Origin of the sequence: Pseudovibrio ascidiaceicola (assembly GCF_900114245.1) — a bacterium.
Taxonomy (GTDB): Bacteria; Pseudomonadota; Alphaproteobacteria; order Rhizobiales; family Stappiaceae; genus Pseudovibrio; species Pseudovibrio ascidiaceicola.
Genome location: NZ_FOSK01000023.1, coordinates 1 through 25931 on the forward strand (window position 1 = coordinate 1; position 25931 = coordinate 25931).

Below are 25931 nucleotides of genomic sequence, written 5' to 3' on the forward strand. Positions count from 1 at the left end.
GTGGCGCTCCGTTGCACCTGCATGCGGTGGAGGAGCTTTTGGAGGTGATTGACGGGACTGCAGAGATCACTTGCGGAGACGACCGGTATGTTGCGTTGCTAAGTCGGAAACAGGCGTGTGCCATGGTTTGAGTGGTTTGACGGGTGATGTTCGTCTGCGGGAATAAGTGGCGTGGGTGATGCCGGTGAACTTGGAGGTTCGCCTAGGAGTGCTTAAAAAGATATCCCCGCGTCGCTAAGCCTTCTCAGAAATGTTCTTGGAAGCAGGTCGGGGATGCGAGGGGAATAACCGGTGTGCAGGGGCGGCTTGTCTGCAAGAAAAAGAGTAGACGCCATGTTCGTTGTCTCCCGACGACTTTGCCCGTCAAAGCCCCGGTCATTCACGTTCCCACCCGCTTAGAGTTATTCCCTTTGCCGCCGCAACCAGCAGTTTGCCGTCGGTAATGTATTCGTAGTCGTCAGCTTGCGTAACGGGTGAGGTCAACGACGACATGGATGCTCTGCTGATGAGTTTGCTTTGTGTAAGTTGAGCTTTGAGCAGGTTCCGGTCACGGTCAACGTTTGGAGCTATGCCATGGAGCAGGGCGGGGATGGCTTTGTAGTATTTGATGGTCAGTTTGTGATCTCTGCTGATAGCGCGCATGTAGCCCTTCTTGTCATTGCTCTGCGCAACCTGCCATCACCGGATGTGGATGCGCTCAATCCAGTCTCCTGGCATCTGGAAGGCGCTGGTGGCTGGTTGGCCCCAGAGGTAAAGCTCGGAAACGGGTAGAAGGTTCTGAAGGGCCAGTTGTATGTAGGTGAAGAGGTTGATGTGGTTGCGGGTGTAGGTGTGGTTTTTGTACCAGCCGATGTCACCCATGAGATCTTCCAATGGTTGATCAGTGATCAAAATTGCATTGACTGGTTGGGGAGCATGCCAACTGGTGGAGCCAGGTTTTACGATCAGTTGACGTTCCAGAACTTTGCAGACGTTGGAGGTCAGCGTCGGAACTGGAGGTGGTGAAGGCATCAAACAGTCCTCTCAGCACTGGCTCAAATCCGCAGAGTACTCAGTTGAGCGCCCCGCAGCTACATTTGTTATCCAAACATGCCAGAGGACATGTCGGCGTGCCAGCCGAGGCTTTCCTCGTAGGTTTGCTTGTGCAGGCGTCGTCCTCGTTGTTTTGGGAGATGAAGCCATCCACTTTGGCGATCTTCTCATCTGTGGCTACATAGCTTGCACCAACCTTCACGCCGTTGTCTGGAGAGAACAGCGACCAGCAGGTGTTGGAGAACCGTGGTTTGAACCCGCGTGGGCCGGTGAGGGCGTGACTGATCGCCATGGAGGCAGCTTTGGCCTGATTGTTGGGAGAATAGCCGGACTTTGGCATGTCACAGTTCTGGGTCGCATCACCAAGCACATGGATGTTCTCATCCAACTGGCTTTGCAGTGTTGCTGGAACGATCGGACACCAACCTGCCTCGTTGATCGAACCGGCTTGCTGAGCAATGTTTCCAGCCTGCATAATGGTTCTCCCAGCCTTCCATGAACAGGCCTTGTTTGGAGAACTTCTCCTTTGGATCAAGAATGGGGATCTGGGCAGTCGGGTTCCGTTGCTTCAGCACATGAGCAATCATGGCAAAGGTGCCACCTTTCGGCATGACCTCAACCAGCGCCTTGAGCAGCTGGGTCTGCATGCCAGCCTTCAATAGCCTTTTTGACGAAGTCGATACATAGAGACTGCACCAGTCGGATGTAAGAAGTTGCATCGGTTGGTAGACGCTAGTCACTGCAGCATTGAAGTTGGTAATCTTCGCAAGCTATCCGAGTTAATTGATCCCAACTGATTTCTGCATTGGTGTCGAGCCCGGCTCCATTATTGTTGGTATCTAAGCCGGATCGGCATTTGGGAGAAGATGCACTTGTGGGGTGGCATTACTTACAACGGAATCGTCACCTCAATGTTCTGAATTAGTTTTTTGAAAATTTAGAATCAGCTTGGTCAATGCGATTTTGTTGAGGCTTTATCGGGGTGTCACTCTTTCATAGTGTACCGGAGTAACCGGTTGGCGATGGCTTGGGCCAAATTAATTTACTTCTTTTTACACCTCAATTTCAGATTGAGACGTTCTGTCGCAAGTTTGGTTAAATGGGGAGTTTTCGGCGGTTTTTGGGGGCGTGATGTTTCAGGGCGAGGTTCTAAGTTTTCTTGCTTAACATTAGTCAAGGAGGAGGATGCCCGTTCAATTCACTGTGACCTCGTCTCACCAGCATTGGAGATTGAGAATGTTACAAAATAAGAGACGTGGGTCAGGGTACGCTTTAGCGGCCGGCTTCGCGATGTTGCTAGGTAGTGCAGCTGCACCTGCATTTGCTGAAGGTCCATCACTGAGCGAAGAAGCCTTTGAACGTTCTAAGCAGCTTTATTTTGAGCAGTGCGCAGGCTGTCACGGCGTTCTGCGCAAGGGCGCGACAGGTAAAAACCTTGAGCCGCATTGGAAGAAAAAAGGCAAGGACGGCACCGTCACTGAAGGTGGTACCCTTCAGCTAGGTCAGGAACGCCTTGAGAAGATCATCGCCTGGGGCACAGAAGGCGGCATGAACAACTTCTCGGAAATCCTGAGCGAGCAAGAAATCAAGGACATGGCGACCTACATTATGTTGGAACCGCCTAAGCCACCTGAGATGTCACTTGCTCAGATGCGCGAAACCCGCAAGGTTTACGTCGAAGAAAAAGATTACCCAACCAAGCCTATGCATGGCCGCAACTGGGAAAACTTCTTCGTTGTTATCGAGCGTGATGCAGGTAAAGTTGCAGTCATCGACGGCGACACCAAAGAAGTTCTGGTTCATATTCCTACCGGTTATGCAGTGCACGTGATCAAAGCATCCGAGCATCACAAACTGGCAGAGCCTGAAAATCCAGGTCGTTTCTGGTACACCATGGGCCGTGACGGCAAGATGACGAAAATCGACCTCTGGCAGACACCAGACAAGATGCTCGTTTCTGAAGTTACCGTTGCTTATGATGCACGTGACGTTGCCGTATCCGGCGATGGCAAATACATCATTGGTGGTGCTTACTGGCCTCCACACTTCGTGATTTCTGACGCAGTGACCATGGAACCGCTTAAGGTTGTTTCAACCCGCGGCGTGAACGTGGACGGAGATTATGTAGAAGAAAGCCGCGTTGCTGCTATCTACACAACTCCAAATGAGCCTACATGGCTGGTTGCTGTTAAAGAACTTGGCCAGATGTGGCAGGTTGATTACTCCGATATCGACAACCTTCGTATCGACAAAATCGACTCCGCTAAGTTCCTGCATGACGGCTTCTTCGATCCAACAGGCCGTTACTTCCAGATCGCTGCTAACGCATCGAACAAAATGGTTGTTGTCGACACCAAAGAGCGCAAGCTCGAAGCTATGATCGACGTTGCTGCTCTTCCACACCCAGGTCCAGGTGCTAACTGGAACGATCCTAAGTGTGGTCCGGTTGCAGGTACAACCCACCTCGGCGTTGGTACTGTTTCTGTTTGGTCAAACGACCCTGCAGGACGTCCGGATGAAGCTTGGAAGAAGTGTTACGAAGTTGAAACTGACGGCCCAGGCCTGTTCATCCGTACACACCCAGACTCCAAGTACGTATGGGCTGACCAGACCAAACACCCAGATCCTGAAATTCAGCAGGCTGTTCAGGTGATCTCGAAAGAAACCGGTGAGATTGTGAAAACAATCACCATCACCGAAACAGAGGGCAATGCCGCTGTTCACTTCGAGTTCAACGCAGATGGTTCTGAAGTTTGGGTATCCAACTGGAACATGGGTGACTCACTGGCACCAAACGGTGAAATCGTTGTCTTCGATGCAGAAACACTCGAAGAGAAAACCCGGATTAAGGGCCTTTACGCTCCAACCGGTAAGTTCAACGTTCACATCCGTTCGAACCACGTTACCTAATGTGATCTAACGATCCTTTTGAGGGGCGGGCACCACGCCCGCCCTTCTTTTTTATCAGCGGTATCGAGACTGCAACGGCTGGACACCAGTCGGAGATGGCGGATTTGCTCCCCGCATCTTGAAAGCCGACCGCACACGACCCGGCAAGGATGGGTCGACAGAAAATCCAAAACGGAGCCTGGAAATGACCCAGTCCAACGATACGGAAAAGAAAAAGCCGATCTGGCGCAGGTATTTCCTATGGGGAATGCCGGTAGGTGGCCTCTTGGCGGCCTTTGTCGTCGGCATCATCTTCTGGGGTGGTTTCAACACCGCCATGGAAGCGACAAACACAAAAGAATTCTGCGTCTCGTGCCACGAGATGAATGACTTTGTCTATCAGGAATACCAGGGCACGATCCATGACGTAAACCGGTCTGGTGTTGGTGCAGTTTGCTCAGACTGCCACGTTCCTAAAGACTGGACACATAAGATCATCCGCAAGATCAAGGCATCCAAAGAAGTTTGGGGCAAGTTGGTCGGCACCATCAATACACCAGAGAAATTTGACAAGAAGCGTCTGCACCTCGCCAAAAACGAATGGGCGCGGATGAAGTCTTCTGACTCTCGTGAATGCCGTAACTGTCATGACTTTGAATCTATGATGCCGGAGTTCCAGAAGCCACGCGCACGTCAGCAGCACCTGAATGCAATGAAGACAGGCCAGACCTGTATTGATTGCCACAAAGGTATTGCGCACACCAACGTTCGTGATCGCGCTTCTGACGAATATCTGGAAATGATCGAAGCGCCGAACCAGAACTTCGTTCGCGAGATTCCAAAAGAATACATGGAAAGCCTTGCTCGCATTGAAGCCAAGGAAGCTGCTGAAGCGGAAGCTGCAAGCGCTGCGAAGAAAGCACAGCAGGAAGCCACACAGGCACAGATTGCTGCTGCCGTTGATGCAGCTGTTGCTGAAGAACGCGCCAAAGCTGCCGGTGATGCACCTGCTGCTGATGCAGGCGATACGGTTGGTGCCAACATCGACTGGAGCGGTGTGGACAGCGTAGACATGACCTTGTTCTACCCTGGTCAGGCTTCCTTCGAGTTTGTACAGAACGGCAAACAGCACGGTGGCGCTCGTCCGCTGACAAAGGGTGGTGACCAGTGCACAACCTGCCATGCGAAAGAGCTGAACAACATCGGCAACAAGATCGTCAAGGGCACTGAAAATACTGAGCCAACCCCAATTCCTGGGAAGCCTGGTGTGATCAACGCAACAATGCAGGCTGCTCATGATGATGAGAACGTCTACTTCCGCCTGCAGTGGCCAGATACTCCTCATGCACCTGCACCATTTGTTGACGGTGGCAAGATGGATCCTGAAAACCAGATCAAGGTTGCCATGATGATCACAGGCACTGGCATCAAGATGGGTGAACAAGTTGGTTGCTGGGCAACATGCCACGCAGACAACACCTACATGCCATTTGATCCGGGTCCAGAAGCTATCGCTGCTTCCGGTGATGTTGCTGAGATGCTGCAAGCCAAGCAGTCTATCCAGAAGTACCTGAGTGAGACCCGGACAAAGGTCGAGATCAAAGGTCGTCGCGGTAAGGCTCAGGGTGGCTGGAACAAGCTGAAGTCCGCTGAGGAAATCGATCAGCTGCTGGCTGATGGTACCTTCATGGACCTGATGCGCGTCTATGCTGACGGTTCTGCAACCAATGGCTACCTGCTTGAGCGTCGTGTTCAGAACGACGGTGATATCACTGCCTCTGCCAAGCTCTCCGCTGGCATGTGGACTGTGGTCTTCTCCCGTCCGTTGACAAGCGACAAGCCAGGAGATGTGCCTCTGGAAGCTGGCAAAACCTACACAGTTGGCTTTGCTATCCATGATGACTTCTCAGCAGCACGTTTCCACCACGTGACGTTGAACACCAGTCTGGCACTGGATGACGAAACTGCCCAAATCAATGTGGTAGGGCGCTAAAAAACACAAAGGGTGGCCGAGCAATTGGCCACCTTTTCTTGGAGGTTGGATCCTCCTTTATTTTTTGCTTTTGCGTATCTTTATCCGAAAACCGGTTTCCACTTTTCAAAGATATGCATAGTTGCAGAGCTTGCTCTAAGTTTTTCCGAGCATATCATTATCAATAATATCAGGTGATTTTTGGATATGCATTTGCGAGGGGGCGCTTCATGTACTCAAGATTTCTTCACTCTTCCGCACTTCTTCTGGGTTTTTTGATGGTGGCACCTGCTGTTGCAGCAGATGACAAAGCAGCTGCGCTGTGCGCGAAGGCTGAAGCCCGTTATGTCGATATGTTTGGACATCTGGCAGCTGAAGCAGATGGCGTCACTATCGTGAAAATGTACAAGTACCGGTTCTGCCCTGAAAAGCTTTCTGTCCCTGTTGGTACCACCGTCCGCTGGGTGAATGTTGACAAGCGGACAAGCCACACCGTTCATTTGAATGAGGCGGGTGAGAAAGAGTCCGATCGATTGTTCCCTGAAGAGACCTTCGAATTCACATTCCTGAGTGCGGGATCACAGCAATATCTGTGTGGTCCACATTGGGAAACACAAAAGATGATCGGCATGGTTACTGTCACGCCTTAAAGCAGTTCGCATTTAAGTTGAAACACATGAACTGCTTTAGCCTTTGTCTCTGCGTATCTTTATCCGAAAACCGGTTTCCACTTTTCGGATAAAGATACGCCTTAAGTGACTGCCTTTATTCTGGCGTACCTTTGAACGAACACAGCAACTGGTTTTCAAAGGTACTCTCCCCAATTTTGAGTTATTTCAATGATCAGGCTCCTTGTTTCTCTTGGGTCGGCTGTTCTTTCAGCATCGGCTTGTCTTGCTGACCCCACGGCTCTTTATCAAACGCACTGCGTGGAGTGCCACGGTGAAAACCGTTTGGGCTTGATTGGGCCGGCTCTGCTTCCTGAAACTTTGGGGAGTATGCGCGGCACCGCATTGCAAGACACAATCAAGCACGGTCGAGACGCAACTGAGATGCCGTCCTTTCAGGATGTCCTGAGCGACCATCAGATTGATGAACTCAGCGCTTTTCTCAAGATGCCATTGAAGCCCACACCGACATGGACGATGGCACAGATTTCTGCGAGCCTGATTGCCAACGATGAATATAAAGCGACTGTGAAACCTGTCTGGTCAGCCGATCCCATGAACCTGACATTGGTCGTGGAGACGCTGGACCATTCTGTCAGCGTGGTGGATGGCGATAACTTTCAAGTTCTGACGCGTTTCAAGATTCCGTTCGGGACACGCGGGCAGCCCAAGTTCTCCCCTGATGGGCGATACGTCTACATCATGTCCCGCGATGGCTGGATCCTGAAGTATGACCTTTATGCGTTGCAGGAGGTGAGCCGCATCCGTGCCGGGCTGAACAGCCGAAATATTGCTTTGAGCCATGATGGCAAATGGATTGCTGTGGCGAACTATCTGCCCAACACATTTGTTATTCTCTCCGCTAATGATTTGAGCCCGCAGAAACTAGAAGAGGTTCAAGGCAAGGACGGTACACCAAGCCGTGTCTCTGCCGTTTACCTCGCCGCTAAACGCAAGAGCTTTGTGTTGGCACTGAAGGATACGCCCTCTATCTGGGAGGTGTTTTATGGTCCCAATCCGCCGCATTACGGATTTGCCCATGACTGGCGCGTTGAGGGGCCTGCTCCTAACAAAGACCCGTTCCCTTTGCGCAAGATCACTGTCAAAAGTTTGGTTGAAGATTTCTATCTCGACCCAAGCGATGAATACGTGATGGGTGCTTCACCCAGTGGTGTTGGTGGGCAGGTGGTTGATTTGGTCATTGGACATAAGATTGCTGATCTGGACTTGGCAGGCCTGCCACATCTGGGCTCGGGTTCCACCTGGAAGATGGGTGAGCAGATCGTCATGGCCACCCCGCACCTGAGAGAACCGCTGGTTTCCATTGTAGACATGAAATCATGGGAGACCATCAAGCAGATTGAGGTGCTCGGCTCCGGCTTCTTCACCCGCACGCATGAGAGCTCACCCTATGTCTGGGTAGATGTGTTCTTTGGTCCAGACAAAGATGCGATCCAGGTGATAGACAAACAAAGCCTTGAGATTGTGAAGACCCTGCGCCCTCAGAAAGGCTCCCGTGCAGCCCATGTAGAGTTCACAGATGATGGCAAATACGCGATGGTTTCTGTGTGGGAAGAAGATGGGGCTGTCATCGTCTATGATGCACAAACGCTGGAAGAGGTGCGCCGTTTGCCTATGAAAAAGCCTCGGGGCAAGTACAACGTCGGCAACAGGATTGTGAGCACGGGAGAAGCAGGTAAGTAACCCTACAATTCATTCCAGATGAGTGATCTGTTGATCGCTTGTGACTTCCCCTGCTTTAAAGCAAATCTCTGACTTCAGCGCAAACGTAGCTGAAGACAGAGGGGCTGCAGAGTAAAATTTTCACTTTGACCTTATTGATTCCAAAAACGTTAGAACTCGGTGATTTTTGATGTTTGGTTGGTTTTGAGTTCTGGAGCTCTCCGGTGTCCTCCCGGCCATCGCGCCGGGATGATATCGATGGATGGGGCAAAGACTGTCTCAAAAACTTATCCCCCTCCTGAACTCCTCCCATATTCTGAACCTATGCCTACGTAACGGGCTGCTGGCGGAGCGACCGTCAGTTTGTCGTAGGTTGGGCGGGGCTTCTGGAAGACGTAACGCACCTTTCAGAGGTCCGGTGAACCGAACTTCAAACGTGACCGCATGGTTTGAGGGGAAGGGCCCAGGACTATAGGGTATCACGCGGCGACAAGTGCAGATGTACCGGTGAGGTAACTCACTTTTGCAAAAGTGTTTGTCAAAGACGGAGGAACTGTCTGGTCAGGGAAACCTGACTGGATAAGCCACTTTCTTTCCGGGAAACCGGCTATCGTGCCTTATAGGCAAAAGAGGCGACGTAGTTCATTCAAAGAAAGCCCGGGCAAGGCGTGTAGCCAATGCCGAAGAATCATTACTAATAAATAGCGCAGGTATTGCCTGCCGCCTTGCTCATCCCGACTTCCGGGAATTCTGGTTCCACACTGCATGAGAGGTCATGTGGTGGTTTCAGTGCTTGTGCGATCATAAGCCACCTAAGGGATGTTTTGGGCGAACTGAGGTACCGAAACACTCTCCTCTCTTTAGGCTGCCCGTATTCTCACTCAAAACCTGAAACCACTTTTCGGGAACATTTTTGAAATGCAGAGTGCACTTAATAATAGTCAAGGACATGACGGGTTAGATTGGGGAAGCTGATTGGAAAGCTTACGCATCGATCACTGAATGTGCACGCGCGCATCAACAAAAGCCAAAAGAGCGCCTCATGTCGACCACTATGGAACAAGTCAGATCCTGGCAAGGCCCTGTGCTATTCAGTTATGGGTTCAGGCCGTTCTTCCTCGCCAGCGCAGTCTGGGCAATTGTGCTTATGCTGCTCTGGATTCCGCTTATTTCAGGCCACATTGAGCTGCCTGTCGCATTTGATCCGGTTTCATGGCACGCGCATGAGTTTCTTTTTGGCTATCTAAGCGCCGTTGTTGCAGGCTTTTTGCTAACTGCCATTCCCAACTGGACCGGGCGTATGCCCATTGTGGGCAGACCACTCATTTTCCTGTTCAGTCTTTGGGTGATTGGCCGCGCCGCAATCTTATTTGGCGCCTACCTTCCAGCAGGCATTGTCGCCGCGCTTGATGTTGCAATGCCATTGGTGCTGGCTATTGCGTGCCTACGTGAAATCATGGCAGGCAAAAACTGGCGCAATCTGATCGTGCTGGGTCTGCTGGGCCTGCTGATTGCAGCCAACTTGTTGTTCCATTGGGAAGCCTGGAGTGATGGGTACGCGGCACAGGGCTATGGTATGCGCTTAGGGATTTCGACGATGGTTCTTATGGTGGGGCTTATCGGTGGTCGGATCATTCCTTCCTTCACCCGCAACTGGCTGGTGAAACAAGGCAGTAAGAGCCTTCCCGCGAGCCCAATGCAGACGTTCGACAAGATCTCCCTACTTACCCTCCTGATCGCACTGCTTGTCTGGACTGCGCTTCAAGATCATTGGCTTGCAGGTGCGGTGCTTCTGATTGCCGGAGCGGTGCACTTTGCACGATTGGCTCGCTGGAAGGGACAGTACACCTTCAAAGAACCTCTGGTCCTGGTGCTGCATGCGAGCTATCTGTTTATGCCGCTGGGTCTGCTTGCACTTGGCTTTGCAATTCTCCAACCAGACCTGGTGGACATCACCGGAGCCCAACACCTACTTATGGCTGGCGTCCTAGGTATGATGACGCTAGCCGTCATGACCCGCGCAACCCTCGGACACACAGGCATGGAGCTCAAAGCAAGCCGCGGCGCCACCTTCCTCTACTGCGCAATGGCCACATCAGTCCTCCTGCGCTTATCCGCAGGCCTATTCCCAGACCTCGCAACCCGCCTCTACGACGCCTCAGCCCTCGCCTGGATCCTGGCGTTTGTGGTCTACGTGGCGACGTTCGGACCACTGCTGGCTTGGGGGAAGAAGTGAGGGGTGAAAACTACTGAAACAGCAGTGGTGCTGGGGGTTCTTCTGGTGTGGTTGTGTCGTTGGCGGTGTCGGTTAGGACCAGGACGGAGACGGTTGTGCCTACGCGAAGGAGGATGTCTTTGGGAATGTCTGTGAGTTTTACGCGGACTGGGATACGCTGTGCAAGGCGGATCCATTCGAAGGTGGGGTTGATGTTGGGCAGAAGATCGGAGCCGGTGCTGCCGTCTGATTGAGAGATGCCCCAACCGATGCTTTCGACTTCTCCGTGGACCACCTGATCAGGGTAGGCCATGAGGGTCATGATGACCTTATCGCCGATGTCTATTCTGCGGATTTTTGTTTCTGGAAAGTATGCATCGATCCAGAAACTGGAGATGTCCACGAGTGCAAGGGCTGGCTGGTTTTCGACTGTTTGACTGCCCAAACGAAGGTTAAGATTGGTGACGTAGCCAGAAACTGGTGCGGATACATGTGAGAACCCTAGGTCCAGCTCCGCCATGCGTAATGCTGCTTTGGCAGAGCGTAACTGAGCGTTCTCGTCTCCTTTCGCTCCAAGTGTTGCCACGACCTGAGCCAGAGTTGCTTTTGCTTCAACAAGCGCAGCTTCAGCCTGGGCCAGACCTGATTGTGCTTGTTCAGCATCTGCCAGAGCAACAATGTAGCTTTTTTCGATTTGGTCATAAGTACGCTGAGTGACGAAGCCATCCTTCAGAAGCTTTGCGTTTCTCTCCAGATTCCCCTTAATGTTTTTTAGGGTGGCTATGGATGAACGTACTTCCGAGTTTGCTTGCTCAATGTTTGAGCGGTATTGAGCGACGCTGGCCTCAGCCGCATCTCGTTCTCTTGCAAGGGCGTTGAGCTGATCGACTGTCTGGTCCAGATCGGCTTTCTTTTCCGCGTAGGTTGCTTCAAATGTCCTTGGATCGATACGGAAAAGCAGTTGCCCTGCTTGGACGCTCTGATTGTCTTTGATTGGAAGATCCACGATTGGGCCGGAGACGCGGGTTGCAATTTGGATGACGTTCGCTCTGACCTGGCCATCGCGTGTCCATGGATTTTGCAGGTAGGCATAGTATTTGTAGGCGAAGGCGAGCACTGCCACGCCAACGATAGTGCCTGTGATTATTGCTTTATGTATGGGTTTTAATGCTTTCATATCGGAATAACCCAACTTCCAATTACTGCGGTATAGATGACTGCCAAAGCTATGAAGACGCCGGGCGGATAGAGGAGAAATCTGGAAAGCCGGTATCTGTTTAATAGGCGTGATGTGGTCCAACTAAGAAGCAAACCCAAGAACGAAGCGATCAAGAGAGGGGGGAAGTAAACAGAACCAAAAGCCCATTCACCAGGATATCCATTCATTGACGCATACTCCTTTAAAAACGAGCTTCCTTCAGATATGGCCAGTTGACCTTTTGAGATTGCTTTTCGTAGTCCTCTAATGCCTGATAAACACTGCGAATACCTCCAAGAATGCGATAGACATTTAACTGTTCTCCTAACTCTACTTCGTCTTTGTTTTGCCTTTGCATGGCCTTGGATATGGTTTCTTCTATTTCCGGAAGTTTGATTTCGCGTTCTTTTGCAGCGGCTTCTAATGCCTTTCCAGAGGGCTCTTCTACCAGTCCGGCGAGATCAGTCTTCAATTGGATGCTCCACCCGTGAATCTCCTGCTTTAGCACTGCATAAAATTGGTTCTCTTCTGCAGTTTTGAACTCGTCCATCAGAACAGTGAGGCGAATGGAAAGAGCTTCAAGCACAACGATAATTTTGATTAATTCGCTTTTCTCAATTTTGGGAGAAATCTCTGCTATCCAGCCTCGCATAATATGTGGGATGTTCTGGATTTCGTTGACATAATGCCGCCTCAGATAGCGCCGCCAGACAGTATCTTTTGAGGTGATACCGTTATTTTGATCGGCCAGAAGGTAACTTGCACCGTTGAAGAAACGGCGTAGCAGGTTGAGGTATTGGATCTCTGGTCGAAGGTTGAGTGTGAATGTAGAAACACCCGTAAATATCGCTATGACTATCAGGAAAACGAGCAGCTGATCGACTGCATAGCTAAAGCTGTATGTCTGATTGTTACTTATACCGGTCGTCATGACGAGGTTGGCAAGGCCAAACATTCGTCCCAGGGTCGCCTCGGGAGAGTGAAAGAAATAAGAAATGGAAAAAACAGATATGAAAATGACCGCGCCCAAAGACCAGAAGCTATGTAAATGCGGCATTAATAAAAGGTAGATGCATGCCGCGAAGATCGTTGATGGGACGCCTATTTTGAGTAACGTTAGGGGCCTGATGTACGGGTCTGTTGACAAGGAAATGCTGTACACACCTGCCAGGATAAGGAGCACTGAGCCGCCTGGAATATCCGGGACATAAATGTAGATAATGTAAGCAACCCAAAGGCATAGAAATGCTCGAAAAGCGCCTTTCAAGGCTCCAATGTTAATGATGTAATTTTTTTGCGGATGTGTAATTGTGAAGCTTGTATCAGAACGCTGGTGTAAGCCAAATATGACGGCGTTTATCTCATATAGCTGATATGTAATGTTCTCGAGATTCTTAAGTTGATTAACGTAAAGCGAAAGAGCTGCTTTCTCGAGTTGCTTCAGCCCTGTGGTATCGGATGTGTTTACATGAAACTCTCGTTGTGGACTGGTGTAGCTCATGTGGTCATCGGAAGACATCTGGGCGATGCCAGCTAAACGGTGCTCGATTTCCTCCATATATTGCTTGCGCCAAGGCAGGTGTTTTTCAAGATCAAGTCCTTGAACGTCGTCTATGTTTTGTCGGCAAGCTTCGATTGCTCGTTCGTAGTCGATCCAGAGTTTGGATGTATCCTTCCATAAATCGTGGACTTCCCAGATTTCATAGCTTTCGAGTTGGGCAATATTAGAAAGCTCCTCAAATCTGGCTTGCAGCGCTGAGAATTTGCCTTGTTGCTTCAGGTATTGCCGCGGTGCGCGTGAGAACCCATTGTCCAATGTGTCTTGAAAGATGCTAGCGGCAGCGCGACTGAGTTGGCTGGTTGTGCCGTAAAGTGCTTTGGCTGATGTTTTTGGCCAGAGTATTGCTGAGACTACACTGTAGGTGATCACGCCTAAAGCGGTCTCTTCGATCCGTAACATTGCGGTATAAAATGCTGGTTCATTGCTTGAGGCTGAATCTACCGCGACAATAATTGTTACGAAGCCAGCCACGTTCCAAAAGTAAGCATTTCGTGTGGTGCTTTTCATATAAGTGCAAATTAAAACAAAGCTGGATAGGACAACCATAAACATCCAGCGTTGTTGCGGATATAAAGACAGGATCACCAGTGCAGCGACCGCTGCAAGGAGTGTCCCGCCAATGCGCTGCGCGCCTTTGTTGAAAGATTGCCCTGATGTTTCCAGCGAGATAAATGCAACGGCAAGCCCAGCCCAGTACGGGCGGTCCCAATCCATGTAGAGTGCAATGGCGTAGGCGATCACCATTGCTAACCCAACCTTGATTGAATCCTTTGCTTTGTCGCTGAGAAACATATCCTCACTCGCTGACGTTTCCAGTGGTTCCTGAAAAGCACTCCAGTCAAAATAGGTTGAAGACGTGTGGGATAGGTTTTGGTTTTTCTTTCAATTCGTTGCGTTGTTTCATCATCCATTTGCGCGGTGATAAGACATGGAGGTCTTTAGGCTACGTGCTCGGGCAGCTCAGAAAGTAACCAGTTTTTGAAGAGGGTGGTTGCTGGTGTGGTTGGTTTGGATTTGAGGTGGGTGAGCCAGTACTTGCCGGTTGTGATCTCGTTAGGAAATGGTCTGACTAAACGGCCCTCTGATATTCTGCGCTTGAACATGCCGTAGGGCAGAAGCGCGATGCCGAGGCCAGCTTCGACCATGTCGGCCATGGCGACGGATGAATCGAAGACTGAGCCTGTTATTTTTGGGCAAGGCGTTGATGCGTTTTGGAACCATAATTCCCATTCATCTGAACGGTAGGACCGGAAAAGAATGTGCTTGGTGAGATCCTGAGGGGTTTTGAGGGACGCTCCAATATCTGGTGAGCATAAGGGGGTTAAAGGTGTTGTCAGCAATGGTATCGCTTGCAGGCCAGGCCAGAGACCTTCTCCAAATCGTATTGCAATATCAAGGCCTTCTTTGGCTATGTCGACGCGGTTGTTGTTGGTGAACAGGCGCAGGTTCACACCGGGGTGTTTTTGCTGAAAATCTGGCAGCCGCTCTATGAGGTAGCCAGTTGCAAAGGTGGTCACAACGCCCACATTGAGAGTTTCCTGATAGCGACCATCAAGAAAACGATCGAGGACATTTCCGATCCTGTCGAAGCTTTGGGTGAGGATGGGGTGTAGGACTGTGCCTTCATCGGTGAGGATCAGACCTTTTGGTGTGCGGTGGAAAAGAGATGTGCCGAGCAGTTCTTCCAGCGCGATAAGTTGATGGCTTACAGCAGCTTGTGTGACACGCAGCTCGATTGCAGCGCGGGTAAAACTGCCTTGCCGGGCTGCGACTTCGAAGGCGCGCAGGGCGTTGAGGGGGATATTTGGACGGTCCATGCCTATTAGTTTTTCTAATATTTGTGTCGAGAATTAGTCGTTTGTGGCTCTACCTAAAAGTGTTTAGGTCTGAAGGTGCATCTGACTAGTAAGGTGTCCATTACAAAGACATTTCAGATTTAAACGCAGGTTTTGGCGAATTTATGCTGCTGAGTGCTAGGCTTTGCGGTAATGGCCAAGCTGTATCTAAACTATAAGAATTATTTGTTTTGGGCACGCTCTTTGTCATTTTAGGAGTTTGACTATGCGGCGTCTTTTTCAAAGAATGCGTACACCTTTGAGGGGTTTTTCTTGCACTCTTGCTATTGTCTGGGGACTGCCATCTGCTGCGGTCTCTGGAGAGCTGATGGACACTGTCACTCGTCTGGAGAGTGAGGTTGGTGGCCGAATTGGGGTTGTGTTGCAGCACACTGGATCCGAGTGGGGGATTGAACACCGGGAGGATGAGCGCTTTCCCCTGGCCAGCACGTTCAAGGCACTGCTCTGCGGGGCTGTTTTAAGCCGTGTTGATCGCGGTGAAGAGAGCCTTGATGATCTTGTCACTTACAAAGCAACCGAGCTCGTCTCTTATTCTCCTGTCACCAAGAACCATGTGGCTTCAGGAATGAGTGTTGGCCAGCTGTGTGAAGCGACGGTCACCATGAGCGATAACACTGCTGCAAACTTGCTTCTGAAACGTGTTGATGGGCCGGAGGGGTTGACCAGATTCTTACGTGGGCTTGGTGATCGCGTGACGCGTCTGGACCGGAATGAGCCAGCGCTGAATGAAGCCAAGCACGGAGATTCCCGTGATACCACCACACCTTCTGCGGTGCTGAAGACTTTGGACAGGCTGCTGTTTGAGGATGTGTTGCTCCCGTCTTCCCGCGCACAGCTGCAGCAGTGGATGGTGGATGACAAGGTTGCGGATGAGTTGATTCGAAAGCACCTGCCGAAGGGCTGGCGCATTGCAGACAAGAGCGGTGGAGGTCAGAATGGTTCGCGTGGGATTATCAGTGTTATCTGGCCGGACACTGGCGCGCCTTATCTTGCCGCGGTTTACATGATGGGCAGTGATGCGAGTTTTAAGCAGCGCAATGCGGTAATCGCTGAGATTGGTAAGGCGATGATTGAGGAGATCAAGCAGCGTTGATCCACTGGTTGTCTGTTTTTGGTGAGAAACGGGGCATGATGTGATGCCCCGTTTTGGGTTCAGCGTTTCGGACCGTCTGTTGTGATCATCCAGTTGGACAGGGTCTTGTCCATGTTCTTCATACGGTGGCGGAGGAGTTCACGGGTCATACGGGCCAGTGTTTGAGCATGCTCCGGCTGTTCCGCGAGATTTTCCATTTCACCTTTGCCTTGTGCGTCAAACAGCATGGGGGGTAAATCGGCTGCAAATTCCACAAGTGTGAAACGCTCATCGCGTAAGATGCTCAGGCAGGAGTTGTCCAGTTTGGTACCTAACTGTTGCTGCCAGAGTGTTGGCTGCAGTGGATCTGCGAAGTCCAGCTCAGACATGGAGACAGTGCGCCAGTCCTCAGGTGTTTCGCCTTTAAGGAACGGGAGGAGGGATTTGCCGTCCACTGAGCTTGGGACTTCCTGCCCGACCCATTCCAGAATGGTTGGCATAATATCGATGGACTCTGTGACCTGTGAGACCTGCGTTCCGCACTCTCCCTCTGGCATGCGGATGATGAGCGGGGTGTGGTAGGCCGCATCATAAACGGTCATTTTCCCCCAGCTGTGATGGTCGCCCAGCATCTCGCCATGGTCAGCTGTGATCACCACCATGGTATCGTCGTACTGTCCTGTGTCTTTCAGAAACTGCACAACACGGCCTACATGGTGATCGACTTCTGTAGCCAGCCCCAAATAGATAGCGCGCAGGGTGCGGATGTTTTCGTCGGTTGGTTCCAGATCCGGGAAGCCTTCAACAAAGCTGGCTGCGCTGTTGTTCTGCATCACTGGAGCGAAAAACGGATGTTGGGCTTGCTCGTCTTCCATGCTTTCCAGCTGCTCTGGTTGCGGCAGGCTCTGCGGGTCGTACATGTCGTTATACGGGGCAGGGGCGACGAGCGGAGGGTGAGGCCGAATGTAAGTGAGGTGGGCGAACCAGTTTTGCTGGCTGTAGGCCGGCATGGTCTTCAGGAAGGCGTCTGTCAGAAATGCCGTATCGCTGTCCTTGGCTGCATAGAGCGCAGGATCATTGAGGCGTGGTGTTTTGCCTTCTGGTGAGACTGGTTTGTAGACGTCCCAGTACTTCTCAAATTTATAACCCTGATTCATGAGGTGGGATTGCCATGGATAAGACATATCCATGCGCATCTCCATCATCTCATGGAAGCCGTTCATTGGGTATTCGTAGGTTCTGACTGCTGGATCGTTTGGGTGGAAGGCACGGGGATCCTGTGAGGTGTCCGTGTATCCAAACAACATGGGCAGATAGCCTGCCTTGCGCATTTGCGTTGCGATGTTGGGCGTGTCGTGGCGCAGGGGCGTGCCATTGCGAACGGAGCGATGGTTCATGGCGTATTGCCCTGTCAGCAGTGATGCTCTGGACGGGCCGCAGGGATTGGTGACAGAGAAATGGCGCGTGAAGGTGACGCTCTCTTCCATGAACGCGCGTAGGTTTGGCAGGTCTACGTGTTTGCCAAGTTCACCGAACACACAATCCGCGCGCAGCTGGTCGATGATGATAAAAAGCACATTGCGTTTGTTTTGCATGTTCCTGATCCCCCAAAGCCACAGGTGTGGCGCAGTCCGACAGACCGTTACTCCGGCAATATGAAAGAGAGATGTAACTGTGGTCGTTTGCCAGCAAATAATCCACAGCTACGCACAAAAACCAACATAATTCGACGTATGTGTTGGAATTTGACTGTAGTTGTGGAGTAAGGCAGTCGCATAACGTGATTATCAGCGCAAACGTGAGGGGCAGATGTCTCATAGCCACCGCGAACTGGAACTTCTGGAAGTTTTGAAACGGCTTGGCGGGTCAGCACGTAATGCTGATCTGGCAAAGGCGCTGGATGTTTCTGAAGAGACCGTACGACGGACTGTGAAGTCTTTGTCCATGACCTCTGAGGTTCAGCGGGTGCGCGGTGGGGCGTATCTGGCGAGCTCGCAAAACGACCCAAGCTTCTTTCGTCGGATTTCACAGCGTACAGATGAGAAACGGCTGATCGCTTCTGTTGTGTGTGATGTGGTTGAAGATGGCATGACCGTCTATCTGGACGTCGGTTCAACCACTGCATATGTGGCGGAGGACTTGAGATTGCGGAAGAACCTGACGGTGGTCACAAACTCGATTGGAGTTGCGCAGACATTGGTGAATGTGAACGGCAACCGCGTGCATTTGCTTGGTGGTGAAATGCAGGTCAATGATCGGGGAACCTTTGGTTACGACACCTATTGTCAGGTACAGCGGTTCGCGCTTGATATGGCCATCTTCAGCCTTGATGCAGTCTCTGCCAGCAAGGGGTTTCTCTATCAAAGCAGTGTTGAATCCCAACTGAGTGCAGCCATTGCAGAGAAAGCGGATCAAGTGCTGGTTGCGTTTGATCATGGCAAGCTGAGTGAGACAGCACCGTATATTGGACCAGATCCGCGGCAGGTGGATTATGTGGTGACCGACAGCCCGCTTGAAGAGCCGTTTGCGACTGCGTTTGCGGACTGGGGTATTCAATGCCTCATTGCCTCCCGAAAAAGCTGAGTTGAAACAAGACTACCCGCCTGTAGTTTGCTTAAAGCTGCACACAGGCAACCAGATGCAGAAATCGAAAACCTTCGAAATTACGGCATTTTAAAAGATAGATAAAACAAGATGGAAGTCGGTTTTCTGGTGTTGCGAGGTCAGTCGCAGCTTGGATGATGGAGCTTTAAAAAAGCTGCCGGGCAGGCTTCCACACTACGAATGGTTTTGATTGATGAGCCTATCCATCATAATGATAATCCTTGCGGCAGCACTGCTGCATGCGATCTGGAATGCGATTGTTAAAACAGCAGGTGACCGCACACTCACCCTCGGACTTGTGGCGTTCGGCCATGTGATCCCAGCGGGTGTGATGATCATGATCCTGCCTTTGCCAGCACCTGAGAGTTTTGGCTACGTGGCGCTCTCCACCTGCATTCACTTTGTCTACTATTACACGCTGGGGCAGGCATACCGTCATGGGGACCTGAGTGTGGTCTATCCCATTGCACGCGGTATTGTCCCGGCGCTGGTCTCCTTATGGGCGATGCTGTTTGTGGGCGAAGTGCTGCCGTTCTGGGCGTGGTTTGGCATTGGCTTGATTGGGTTTGGTATTCAGATGTCCAGCTGGTCTGCCTTGCGGCAAGGTGTTGGTGGTGCGGCGCTTGGGTTTGCGGTTGCCACGGGTGTTTGTATCTCCGCTTACTCGCTGGTTGACGGTGTTGGTGTCCGGCTCTCCGGTAATACCTTGAGCTATTGGGCATGGGGTGCGTTTTTGCAGGTCTTTATCGCGGCATTCATTGGTGTGCGGCGGTGGTCTGTTTTGCCAAGCCTTTCCAAGAGAACATGGGCCCTGGGTCTCACGGGTGGTCTGGTTTCCATGATTGCTTATGGTCTGGTGCTTTACGCCAAAAACTTTGCACCGCTGGGCGCTGTCTCAGCCTTGCGTGAAACCTCCGTCATCTTTGCCGCCTTAATCGGCTTTATCGTCCTGGGTGAAGGCAACTGGGTGCGCCGCATGCTGGCCGCTATATTCATGGTCGCTGGTGTTAGCTTCATTGGTATGAACGTCTGATTGCAGAGTTTATCCAAACCTCGCCGTGTTCTTGATGTTCCGCGTTATCGTTCTTGCTCTGAATATGCTAGTTCATTTGAGAGCTAAGAAAAAACATCTAAGGGATTGCTTGTAGGAGGATATGAGCAATCCCGAGCGGTATTGGCCTGACAGGTTGATGCCCACTGATGGATGGTGTTGCGGGAACGTTTGCGAGGATAACCCATGATCGACAAGCTGGAGATGTTTATTGCGTTGGCGCGTGAGAAGCATTTTGGGAAGGCGGCGGACGAGTGTGGTGTGACGCAACCGACGCTTTCGGCCAACATCAAGCATCTTGAAGAACAGCTTGGCGCTCTTTTGGTTCTGCGTGGCTCGCGTTTTCAGGGCCTGACGCCAGAAGGGGAGCGGGTGCTGGAATGGGCCCGCAAGCTTGTTGCTGATACGCGGACCATGAAGCAGGAGCTGAAGGCGGTCAGTGATGGTCAATCTGGGACGTTGCGGATTGCCTCCATTCCCACAGCTCTGACGTATGTTCCCGAACTCACCACATGCTTTAGCGAGGAAAACCCGGGCGTTGATTTTGCAGTGTTCTCGCGTCCGTCCTCTGAGATTCTGGCGCAGTTGGAAAATCTGGAAATTGATGTGGGGCTGACCTATCTGGACAACGAGCCTTTGGGGCGGGTTTTACAAATCCCGCTTTACCGGGAGCGTTACTGTTTTGTGGTGGCTGAAGGCGGACCGCTTTCTGGCCGTGAGAATGCCACGCTGGAGGATGTGAGCAGGGTTCCGCTGTGCTTGCTGACCAGTGACATGCAATGTCGGCGTATCATCAACAATATCCTGCATGATGTTGATGTGGTGGCAAAGCCTGTACTGCAGTCAGATTCCATCATGTGCCTGCTGGCGCATGTGCGTACCGGGCGGTGGGGGACGATTATCCCGCAGGCCGTGGCGCAGACAATTGCCTCTGATCATCTGGAGATCATCCCGATCTCTGATCCTTATGCCAGTATTATGGTTGGATTGATTGCGACGCAGCGTGAGCCTCGTGCGCCGCTTTTGGACATTTTTTTGAAGAGAATTACTAGAATATCGCAGGGCAAAGAGCTCTCTACGTGATTTCCTTGATAGGGATGTGCAATCGCCCAACGGATATATCATATTGATTGCCTGCGACATATTGTGCCAACACGAAGCATTGACGTGCGAGGAGGGAGGATTTTATGGCCTTGCAGACGCAATCGCAGGATATAGAAAAAGAAACGGCCGCGATTATTGATGTCCACGAACATCAGGAAGGGCCGCTCCTGCCAATCCTGCACGATGTGCAGGGGAAATTTGGTTATGTTCCCGAGGATGCGCTTTTAAAGATCGCAGATCGGTTGAACCTGAGCCGTGCTGAAGTGCACGGCACAATGAGTTTTTACCCCGACTTTCGTACGGAACCTGCCGGACGCCATGTGTTGAAGGTTTGCCGTGCAGAAGCCTGCCAGTCGATGGGCGGCGAAAAGCTTGCAGATGACATTCAAAGAGACCTTGGCATCAAATGGCACGAAACCACGCCTGATGGAAAGGTGACGCTGGAGCCGGTCTATTGCCTTGGCCTGTGCTCGTGTGCACCAGCTGCCATGATGGATGGCAACCTGCATGGTCGCCTTGATGAAGATGCTGTACTGAAGCTTGTTGAGGAGGTGAAGTGATGGGTGCTGTCCTTTATGTTCCTTGCGATGCTGCTGCTTTGGCGGTTGGCGCTGACCGCGTAGCTGAGACGCTTGCTGACGAATTGCGCGCTCGTGATGTTGAGGCGACAATTGTCCGCAACGGATCTCGCGGTATGCACTGGCTGGAGCCGCTGGTTGAGATTGAAACCGAGCAGGGCCGGATAGCCTATGGTCCGGTGAAGCCATCTGATGTGGCAGGACTGCTGGATGCGGGCCTGCTGGATGGTGGTGACCATCCTTTGTGTCATGGCTTGACCGAAGAGATACCTTATCTAAAGCGACAGACGCGTTTGACGTTCTCACGCTGTGGCATCACTGATCCGCTTTCTCTTGAACATTACGAGATGCATCACGGTTTTCTTGGCTTGAAGCGTGCGCTTGAGATGACGCCTGCGGAGATTGTGCAGGACGTGACCGACAGTGGTCTGCGTGGCCGCGGTGGCGCTGGTTTTCCGACAGGCATCAAATGGAACACTGTGCTGAAGGCGCAAGGTGCGCAGAAATATATCGTTTGTAATGCCGATGAAGGGGACAGTGGTACGTTCTCTGACCGGATGATCATGGAGGGCGACCCGTTCGTTCTCATCGAAGGCATGACCATTGCGGGTATCGCGGTGGGCGCGACCAAGGGGTACATCTACACCCGCTCTGAATACCCGCATGCGGTTGCTATTATGCAGGACGCGATCAAGATTGCGCGCAAAGCCGGTATTCTTGGAGTTTCCGTGATGGGCTCTGATCACGCATTCGATATGGAAGTGCGTGAAGGGGCTGGTGCTTATGTGTGCGGTGAGGAAACCTCACTGCTCAACAGCCTTGAAGGCAAACGCGGTATCGTGCGAGCCAAGCCTCCACTTCCTGCGATTGAGGGCCTGTTTGGCTGCCCGACTGTGGTCAACAATGTGATGTCGCTGGCGTCTGTGCCGATCATCATGGATCGCGGTGCGCGGTTTTACCGAGATTATGGTGTTGGCTACTCCCACGGGACTATTCCGATCCAGCTGACTGGCAATATCAAGAACAGCGGGTTGTTTGAGACGGCGTTCGGTCTGACGCTCAACGAGCTGATTTACGATATCGGCGGCGGCACCTTGAGTGGTCGTCCGGTGAAGGCTGTTCAGGTTGGTGGACCGCTGGGTGCATATTTCCCGCCATCTTTGTTTGACACGATCTTTGATTATGAGGCGTTTATTGAGCGTAATGGCATGATTGGCCATGCGGGGATCGTGGTGTTTGATGACACGGTCGATATGCTCAAGCAGGCACGCTTTGCCATGGAGTTCTGTGCGATTGAAAGCTGCGGCAAGTGTACGCCGTGCCGTATTGGGTCTGTGCGTGGTGTGGAAGTGCTGGACCGAATTGCCGAGGGGGATCAGCCGGAGCAGCAAGTGGAGTTGCTCACTGACCTTTGCGATACGATGAAAATGGGCTCGCTGTGTGCTCTTGGCGGGTTTGCACCTTATCCTGTGATGAGTTCTCTGACGCATTTTCCGCAGGATTTTCATGTAAAGCCATTAACAGACGCTGCGGAGTGAACCCATGACCCTGATTAAAGAAACAGATTACGGCACTCCTCAATCGACCGCTGAAAAGACTGTCACCATCAATGTTGATGGTTTTGATGTGAGCGTACCTGAGGGCACCTCTGTGATGCGGGCTTCCATGGAAGCTGGTATTCAGGTTCCCAAGTTGTGCGCGACGGATATGGTTGATGCCTTTGGCTCCTGCCGCCTGTGTCTGGTGGAGATTGAAGGACGCCGTGGAACGCCTGCCTCCTGTACCACTCTGGTGGAAGAGGGGATGCAGGTTCGTACCCAGACGGATCGCCTTAAGGGCCTGCGGCGTGGTGTGATGGAGCTTTATATCTCTGATCACCCGCTAGATTGTCTGACCTGCGCTGCCAATGGTGACTGTGAGCTGCAGGACATGGCCGGAGCGGTTGGCCTGCGGGATGTGCGCTATGGTGCTGATGCGCAGAACCACTTTAAAATGCGTGATGGCGGCGGTGAGGTGAATGCCTGCTGGAAGCCAAAGGACGAGAGCAATCCTTATTTCACCTACGATCCTGCCAAATGCATTGTCTGCTCGCGTTGTGTGCGGGCCTGTGAGGAAGTGCAGGGTACTTTTGCACTGACCATTACTGGTCGTGGCTTTGACTCTCGCGTGACTGCGGGGATGTCTGAGAGTTTCCTTGATTCTGAGTGTGTGTCTTGCGGTGCCTGTGTTCAGGCGTGTCCGACAGGGACGCTTCAGGAAAAGTCCGTGATCGACATTGGGCAGCCAGAACGTTCTGTTGTGACGACCTGCGCTTATTGCGGTGTTGGTTGTTCCTTCAAGGCTGAGATGCGCGGTGATGAGCTGGTGCGTATGGTGCCGTATAAAGACGGCAAAGCGAACCGTGGTCATTCCTGCGTGAAAGGCCGCTTTGCATACGGATATGCTGCGCATCAGGACCGTATCCTCAACCCGATGGTTCGTGAGAGCGTTGATCTGCCATGGCGGGAAGTGTCCTGGGATGAAGCGCTGAGTTTTGCAGCGAACAAGATGAAGGGCATTCAGCAGCAGTACGGCAAAGAGTCTGTTGGTGTGATCACGTCCTCTCGCTGTACCAATGAAGAGACTTTCCTTGTCCAGAAGCTGACCCGTGCCGTGTTTGAAAACAACAACACGGACACCTGCGCACGCGTATGTCATTCGCCAACCGGTTATGGCCTTGGTCAGACGTTTGGCACTTCTGCGGGGACGCAGGACTTTGACAGTGTCGAGCATTCTGATGTGGTGCTGGTTATCGGGGCGAACCCGACAGACGGGCATCCGGTGTTTGGTTCTCGTCTGAAGAAGCGTTTGCGTCAGGGCGCAAAACTGATCGTGATTGATCCGCGCCGGACTGATCTGGTGAAGTCTCCGCATATCAAGGCATCGCACCATCTGGCGTTGCGTCCGGGAACGAACGTTGCCATTGTGACGGCAATGGCGCATGTGATCGTAACTGAAGGCTTGTTCGATGAAGCCTTCATTCGTGAACGCTGTGATATGGATGAGTTTCAGGATTACGTTGAGTTCGTCTCTAATCCGGCCAACAGCCCGGAAGCTGCTGAGTTGCTAACAGGCGTTCCTGCTGAGGAAGTACGCGGTGCGGCACGGCTTTATGCGCGTGGCGGCAATGGCGCGATCTATTACGGTCTTGGCGTGACGGAACACAGTCAGGGTTCTACGACCGTTATTGGCATTGCGAACCTTGCCATGCTGACAGGCAACATCGGCAAGAAAGGTGTTGGTGTTAATCCGCTGCGTGGTCAGAACAACGTGCAGGGCTCCTGTGATATGGGGTCATTCCCGCATGAGCTGCCGGGCTATCGCCATGTGAAAAATGCAGATGCACGTGATATTTATGAGCAAATCTGGGGTGTGACCATCTCTGATGAGCCGGGCTTGCGTATTCCGAACATGCTTGATGCGGCTGTTGAGGGAACGTTCAAGGGCATCTACGTGCAGGGTGAGGATATCTTGCAGTCTGATCCTGATACGAAGCACGTAGCTGCAGGCCTCGCAGCTATGGAATGTGTGATCGTTCATGACCTGTTTTTGAATGAGACCGCGAACTATGCGCATGTGTTTTTGCCGGGATCTACCTTCCTTGAGAAGGACGGGACATTCACCAATGCTGAGCGCCGTATCAACCGCGTACGCAAAGTGATGGCGCCGCGCAATGGCTATGCGGATTGGGAAGTGACCCAGTTGTTGGCCAATGCCATGGGCGCAGAGTGGAATTACACGCATCCTTCGCAGATCATGGAGGAGATTGCGGCAACCACTCCAAGCTTTGCCAATGTGACGTATGACCTTCTGGAAGAGAAGGGCTCTGTTCAGTGGCCTTGTAACGATGAGATGCCAGAAGGCACGCCAACCATGCATTTGAACGGGTTCGTTCGTGGTAAGGGCCGTTTCATTCGTACCGACTATGTCGCGACGGATGAGAAGACCGGACCACGCTTCCCGCTGCTTTTGACCACTGGCCGTATTCTGAGCCAATACAATGTTGGTGCCCAGACACGGCGTACTGACAATGTTGTCTGGCATGAGGAAGATGTGCTGGAGATTCATCCGCATGATGCAGAAGTGCGCGGCATTAAAGATGGTGACTGGCTCAAGCTTATGAGCCGTTCTGGCGAAACCAGCTTGCGGGCAAATGTGACGGACCGTGTTTCAACGGGTGTTGTTTACACCACGTTCCACCACCCAGCGACACAGGCAAACGTGGTGACGACCGACTATTCCGATTGGGCGACGAACTGCCCGGAATACAAGGTGACTGCGGTTCAGGTTTCTCTTTCCAACGGTCAGACAGACTGGCAGGAAGAGTATCAGGAACATGCTGCTCGGTCGCGCCGGATTGAAGCTGCGGAATAAGTGCATTGACGCTGGGCGGCATGAGCTTTTCTGAC

The 25931-nt window shown here is 52.0% G+C and carries 21 protein-coding genes and 1 pseudogene; 13 read left to right on the forward strand and 9 right to left on the reverse strand.

Annotation, left to right across the window (positions count from 1 at the left end):
- Nucleotides 1–375: 375 nt before the first annotated feature.
- Genes BM231_RS25870 through BM231_RS27280 form a run of 4 tightly spaced genes read right to left on the reverse strand, consistent with a single transcriptional unit; the run spans nucleotide 376 to nucleotide 1679 of the window.
- Nucleotides 376–642, reverse strand: coding sequence for a hypothetical protein (locus BM231_RS25870; RefSeq protein WP_093524193.1), 267 nt, complete (start codon nucleotides 640–642; stop codon nucleotides 376–378).
- Between the two features lie 36 nt (nucleotides 643–678).
- The gene (locus BM231_RS25875; protein WP_093524195.1) at nucleotides 679–1011 is read right to left on the reverse strand and encodes an LssY C-terminal domain-containing protein; all 333 of its coding nucleotides are present in this window, start codon (nucleotides 1009–1011) and stop codon (nucleotides 679–681) included.
- A 40-nt stretch (nucleotides 1012–1051) separates the two neighbouring features.
- Nucleotides 1052–1507 (reverse strand): FCSD flavin-binding domain-containing protein, encoded by a 456-nt coding sequence (locus tag BM231_RS27275; protein ID WP_208860661.1) that lies wholly within the window; start codon nucleotides 1505–1507, stop codon nucleotides 1052–1054.
- Entirely contained in the window at nucleotides 1413–1679 is a 267-nt protein-coding gene (locus BM231_RS27280; RefSeq protein ID WP_208860662.1) for a hypothetical protein, read from the reverse strand. Before BM231_RS27280 ends, BM231_RS27275 begins: the two co-directional genes overlap by 95 nt.
- Before the next feature lie 589 nt (nucleotides 1680–2268).
- On the opposite strand from BM231_RS27280, the gene BM231_RS25885 reads away from it, so the two are divergent.
- From BM231_RS25885 to BM231_RS25905, 6 genes and pseudogenes are all read left to right on the forward strand, one after another.
- Nucleotides 2269–3942 carry a cytochrome D1 domain-containing protein gene (locus tag BM231_RS25885; protein WP_208860663.1) on the forward strand — a complete coding sequence of 558 codons (1674 nt, stop codon included), beginning with the start codon at nucleotides 2269–2271 and terminating at the stop codon, nucleotides 3940–3942.
- Nucleotides 3943–4189: 247 nt separating this feature from the next.
- A pseudogene (locus BM231_RS27415) lies at nucleotides 4190–4681 on the forward strand (NapC/NirT family cytochrome c); the annotation flags it as partial.
- Between the two features lie 90 nt (nucleotides 4682–4771).
- A complete protein-coding gene (locus BM231_RS27420; RefSeq protein ID WP_280142378.1) occupies nucleotides 4772–5914 on the forward strand; it encodes an ethylbenzene dehydrogenase-related protein in 1143 nt (380 codons plus the stop codon).
- A 209-nt stretch (nucleotides 5915–6123) separates the two neighbouring features.
- The gene (locus BM231_RS25895) at nucleotides 6124–6543 is read left to right on the forward strand and encodes a cupredoxin domain-containing protein (RefSeq protein WP_093524201.1); all 420 of its coding nucleotides are present in this window, start codon (nucleotides 6124–6126) and stop codon (nucleotides 6541–6543) included.
- Nucleotides 6544–6732: 189 nt separating this feature from the next.
- Complete coding sequence (locus BM231_RS25900; protein ID WP_093524203.1) at nucleotides 6733–8265, forward strand: nitrite reductase; 1533 nt, start codon at nucleotides 6733–6735, stop codon at nucleotides 8263–8265.
- 1021 nt (nucleotides 8266–9286) lie between these two features.
- Nucleotides 9287–10480, forward strand: coding sequence for an NnrS family protein (locus BM231_RS25905; RefSeq protein WP_093524205.1), 1194 nt, complete (start codon nucleotides 9287–9289; stop codon nucleotides 10478–10480).
- A 10-nt stretch (nucleotides 10481–10490) separates the two neighbouring features.
- Here the strand turns inward: BM231_RS25905 and BM231_RS25910 are convergent, their stop codons facing one another.
- The 4 genes from BM231_RS25910 to BM231_RS25925 form a co-directional block, all read right to left on the reverse strand.
- Entirely contained in the window at nucleotides 10491–11636 is a 1146-nt protein-coding gene (locus BM231_RS25910; protein WP_093524207.1) for an HlyD family secretion protein, read from the reverse strand.
- Nucleotides 11633–11845: a DUF1656 domain-containing protein gene (locus BM231_RS25915; protein WP_093524209.1), complete on the reverse strand. Its 213-nt coding sequence runs from the start codon at nucleotides 11843–11845 to the stop codon at nucleotides 11633–11635. Before BM231_RS25915 ends, BM231_RS25910 begins: the two co-directional genes overlap by 4 nt.
- A 14-nt stretch (nucleotides 11846–11859) precedes the next feature.
- Nucleotides 11860–14010: an FUSC family protein gene (locus tag BM231_RS25920; RefSeq protein ID WP_093524211.1), complete on the reverse strand. Its 2151-nt coding sequence runs from the start codon at nucleotides 14008–14010 to the stop codon at nucleotides 11860–11862.
- Nucleotides 14011–14156: 146 nt separating this feature from the next.
- Entirely contained in the window at nucleotides 14157–15035 is an 879-nt protein-coding gene (locus BM231_RS25925) for a LysR family transcriptional regulator (RefSeq protein ID WP_093524213.1), read from the reverse strand.
- A 265-nt stretch (nucleotides 15036–15300) separates the two neighbouring features.
- Between BM231_RS25925 and blaPSV the strand changes: the two genes are divergently transcribed.
- Nucleotides 15301–16167: a PSV family class A beta-lactamase gene (gene blaPSV, locus BM231_RS25930; RefSeq protein ID WP_093524215.1), complete on the forward strand. Its 867-nt coding sequence runs from the start codon at nucleotides 15301–15303 to the stop codon at nucleotides 16165–16167.
- Between the two features lie 59 nt (nucleotides 16168–16226).
- Here blaPSV and BM231_RS25935 read toward each other — a convergent pair whose 3' ends face one another.
- Nucleotides 16227–17741, reverse strand: coding sequence for an alkaline phosphatase family protein (locus BM231_RS25935; RefSeq protein WP_093524217.1), 1515 nt, complete (start codon nucleotides 17739–17741; stop codon nucleotides 16227–16229).
- Between the two features lie 214 nt (nucleotides 17742–17955).
- Between BM231_RS25935 and BM231_RS25940 the strand changes: the two genes are divergently transcribed.
- The 6 genes from BM231_RS25940 (at nucleotide 17956) to fdhF (ending at nucleotide 25896) form a co-directional block, all read left to right on the forward strand.
- A complete protein-coding gene (locus tag BM231_RS25940) occupies nucleotides 17956–18729 on the forward strand; it encodes a DeoR/GlpR family DNA-binding transcription regulator (protein ID WP_093524219.1) in 774 nt (257 codons plus the stop codon).
- 214 nt (nucleotides 18730–18943) lie between these two features.
- A complete protein-coding gene (locus BM231_RS25945) occupies nucleotides 18944–19783 on the forward strand; it encodes an EamA family transporter (RefSeq protein ID WP_208860665.1) in 840 nt (279 codons plus the stop codon).
- 204 nt (nucleotides 19784–19987) lie between these two features.
- Nucleotides 19988–20884 carry a LysR family transcriptional regulator gene (locus BM231_RS25950; protein ID WP_093524223.1) on the forward strand — a complete coding sequence of 299 codons (897 nt, stop codon included), beginning with the start codon at nucleotides 19988–19990 and terminating at the stop codon, nucleotides 20882–20884.
- Between the two features lie 104 nt (nucleotides 20885–20988).
- Nucleotides 20989–21465 carry a formate dehydrogenase subunit gamma gene (locus BM231_RS25955; RefSeq protein ID WP_063297700.1) on the forward strand — a complete coding sequence of 159 codons (477 nt, stop codon included), beginning with the start codon at nucleotides 20989–20991 and terminating at the stop codon, nucleotides 21463–21465.
- On the forward strand, nucleotides 21465–23021 hold the full coding sequence (locus BM231_RS25960) for a formate dehydrogenase beta subunit (RefSeq protein WP_093524225.1): 1557 nt from the start codon (nucleotides 21465–21467) through the stop codon (nucleotides 23019–23021). Before BM231_RS25955 ends, BM231_RS25960 begins: the two co-directional genes overlap by 1 nt.
- Before the next feature lie 4 nt (nucleotides 23022–23025).
- Nucleotides 23026–25896 carry a formate dehydrogenase subunit alpha gene (gene fdhF, locus BM231_RS25965; protein ID WP_093524227.1) on the forward strand — a complete coding sequence of 957 codons (2871 nt, stop codon included), beginning with the start codon at nucleotides 23026–23028 and terminating at the stop codon, nucleotides 25894–25896.
- Nucleotides 25897–25931: the final 35 nt, after the last annotated feature.

What these genes read in the sequence shown, in the direction of transcription:
- BM231_RS25870 (WP_093524193.1), bottom strand. Translation starts at nt 642, where the DNA reads ATGCGCGCTATCAGCAGAGATCACAAACTGACCATCAAATACTACAAA.
- BM231_RS25875 (WP_093524195.1), bottom strand. Translation starts at nt 1,011, where the DNA reads ATGCCTTCACCACCTCCAGTTCCGACGCTGACCTCCAACGTCTGCAAA.
- BM231_RS27275 (WP_208860661.1), bottom strand. Translation starts at nt 1,507, where the DNA reads ATGCAGGCTGGAAACATTGCTCAGCAAGCCGGTTCGATCAACGAGGCA.
- BM231_RS27280 (WP_208860662.1), bottom strand. Translation starts at nt 1,679, where the DNA reads ATGCAGACCCAGCTGCTCAAGGCGCTGGTTGAGGTCATGCCGAAAGGT.
- BM231_RS25885 (WP_208860663.1), top strand. Translation starts at nt 2,269, where the DNA reads ATGTTACAAAATAAGAGACGTGGGTCAGGGTACGCTTTAGCGGCCGGC.
- BM231_RS27420 (WP_280142378.1), top strand. Translation starts at nt 4,772, where the DNA reads ATGGAAAGCCTTGCTCGCATTGAAGCCAAGGAAGCTGCTGAAGCGGAA.
- BM231_RS25895 (WP_093524201.1), top strand. Translation starts at nt 6,124, where the DNA reads ATGTACTCAAGATTTCTTCACTCTTCCGCACTTCTTCTGGGTTTTTTG.
- BM231_RS25900 (WP_093524203.1), top strand. Translation starts at nt 6,733, where the DNA reads ATGATCAGGCTCCTTGTTTCTCTTGGGTCGGCTGTTCTTTCAGCATCG.
- BM231_RS25905 (WP_093524205.1), top strand. Translation starts at nt 9,287, where the DNA reads ATGTCGACCACTATGGAACAAGTCAGATCCTGGCAAGGCCCTGTGCTA.
- BM231_RS25910 (WP_093524207.1), bottom strand. Translation starts at nt 11,636, where the DNA reads ATGAAAGCATTAAAACCCATACATAAAGCAATAATCACAGGCACTATC.
- BM231_RS25915 (WP_093524209.1), bottom strand. Translation starts at nt 11,845, where the DNA reads ATGAATGGATATCCTGGTGAATGGGCTTTTGGTTCTGTTTACTTCCCC.
- BM231_RS25920 (WP_093524211.1), bottom strand. Translation starts at nt 14,010, where the DNA reads ATGTTTCTCAGCGACAAAGCAAAGGATTCAATCAAGGTTGGGTTAGCA.
- BM231_RS25925 (WP_093524213.1), bottom strand. Translation starts at nt 15,035, where the DNA reads ATGGACCGTCCAAATATCCCCCTCAACGCCCTGCGCGCCTTCGAAGTC.
- blaPSV (WP_093524215.1), top strand. Translation starts at nt 15,301, where the DNA reads ATGCGTACACCTTTGAGGGGTTTTTCTTGCACTCTTGCTATTGTCTGG.
- BM231_RS25935 (WP_093524217.1), bottom strand. Translation starts at nt 17,741, where the DNA reads ATGCAAAACAAACGCAATGTGCTTTTTATCATCATCGACCAGCTGCGC.
- BM231_RS25940 (WP_093524219.1), top strand. Translation starts at nt 17,956, where the DNA reads ATGTCTCATAGCCACCGCGAACTGGAACTTCTGGAAGTTTTGAAACGG.
- BM231_RS25945 (WP_208860665.1), top strand. Translation starts at nt 18,944, where the DNA reads ATGAGCCTATCCATCATAATGATAATCCTTGCGGCAGCACTGCTGCAT.
- BM231_RS25950 (WP_093524223.1), top strand. Translation starts at nt 19,988, where the DNA reads ATGATCGACAAGCTGGAGATGTTTATTGCGTTGGCGCGTGAGAAGCAT.
- BM231_RS25955 (WP_063297700.1), top strand. Translation starts at nt 20,989, where the DNA reads ATGGCCTTGCAGACGCAATCGCAGGATATAGAAAAAGAAACGGCCGCG.
- BM231_RS25960 (WP_093524225.1), top strand. Translation starts at nt 21,465, where the DNA reads ATGGGTGCTGTCCTTTATGTTCCTTGCGATGCTGCTGCTTTGGCGGTT.
- fdhF (WP_093524227.1), top strand. Translation starts at nt 23,026, where the DNA reads ATGACCCTGATTAAAGAAACAGATTACGGCACTCCTCAATCGACCGCT.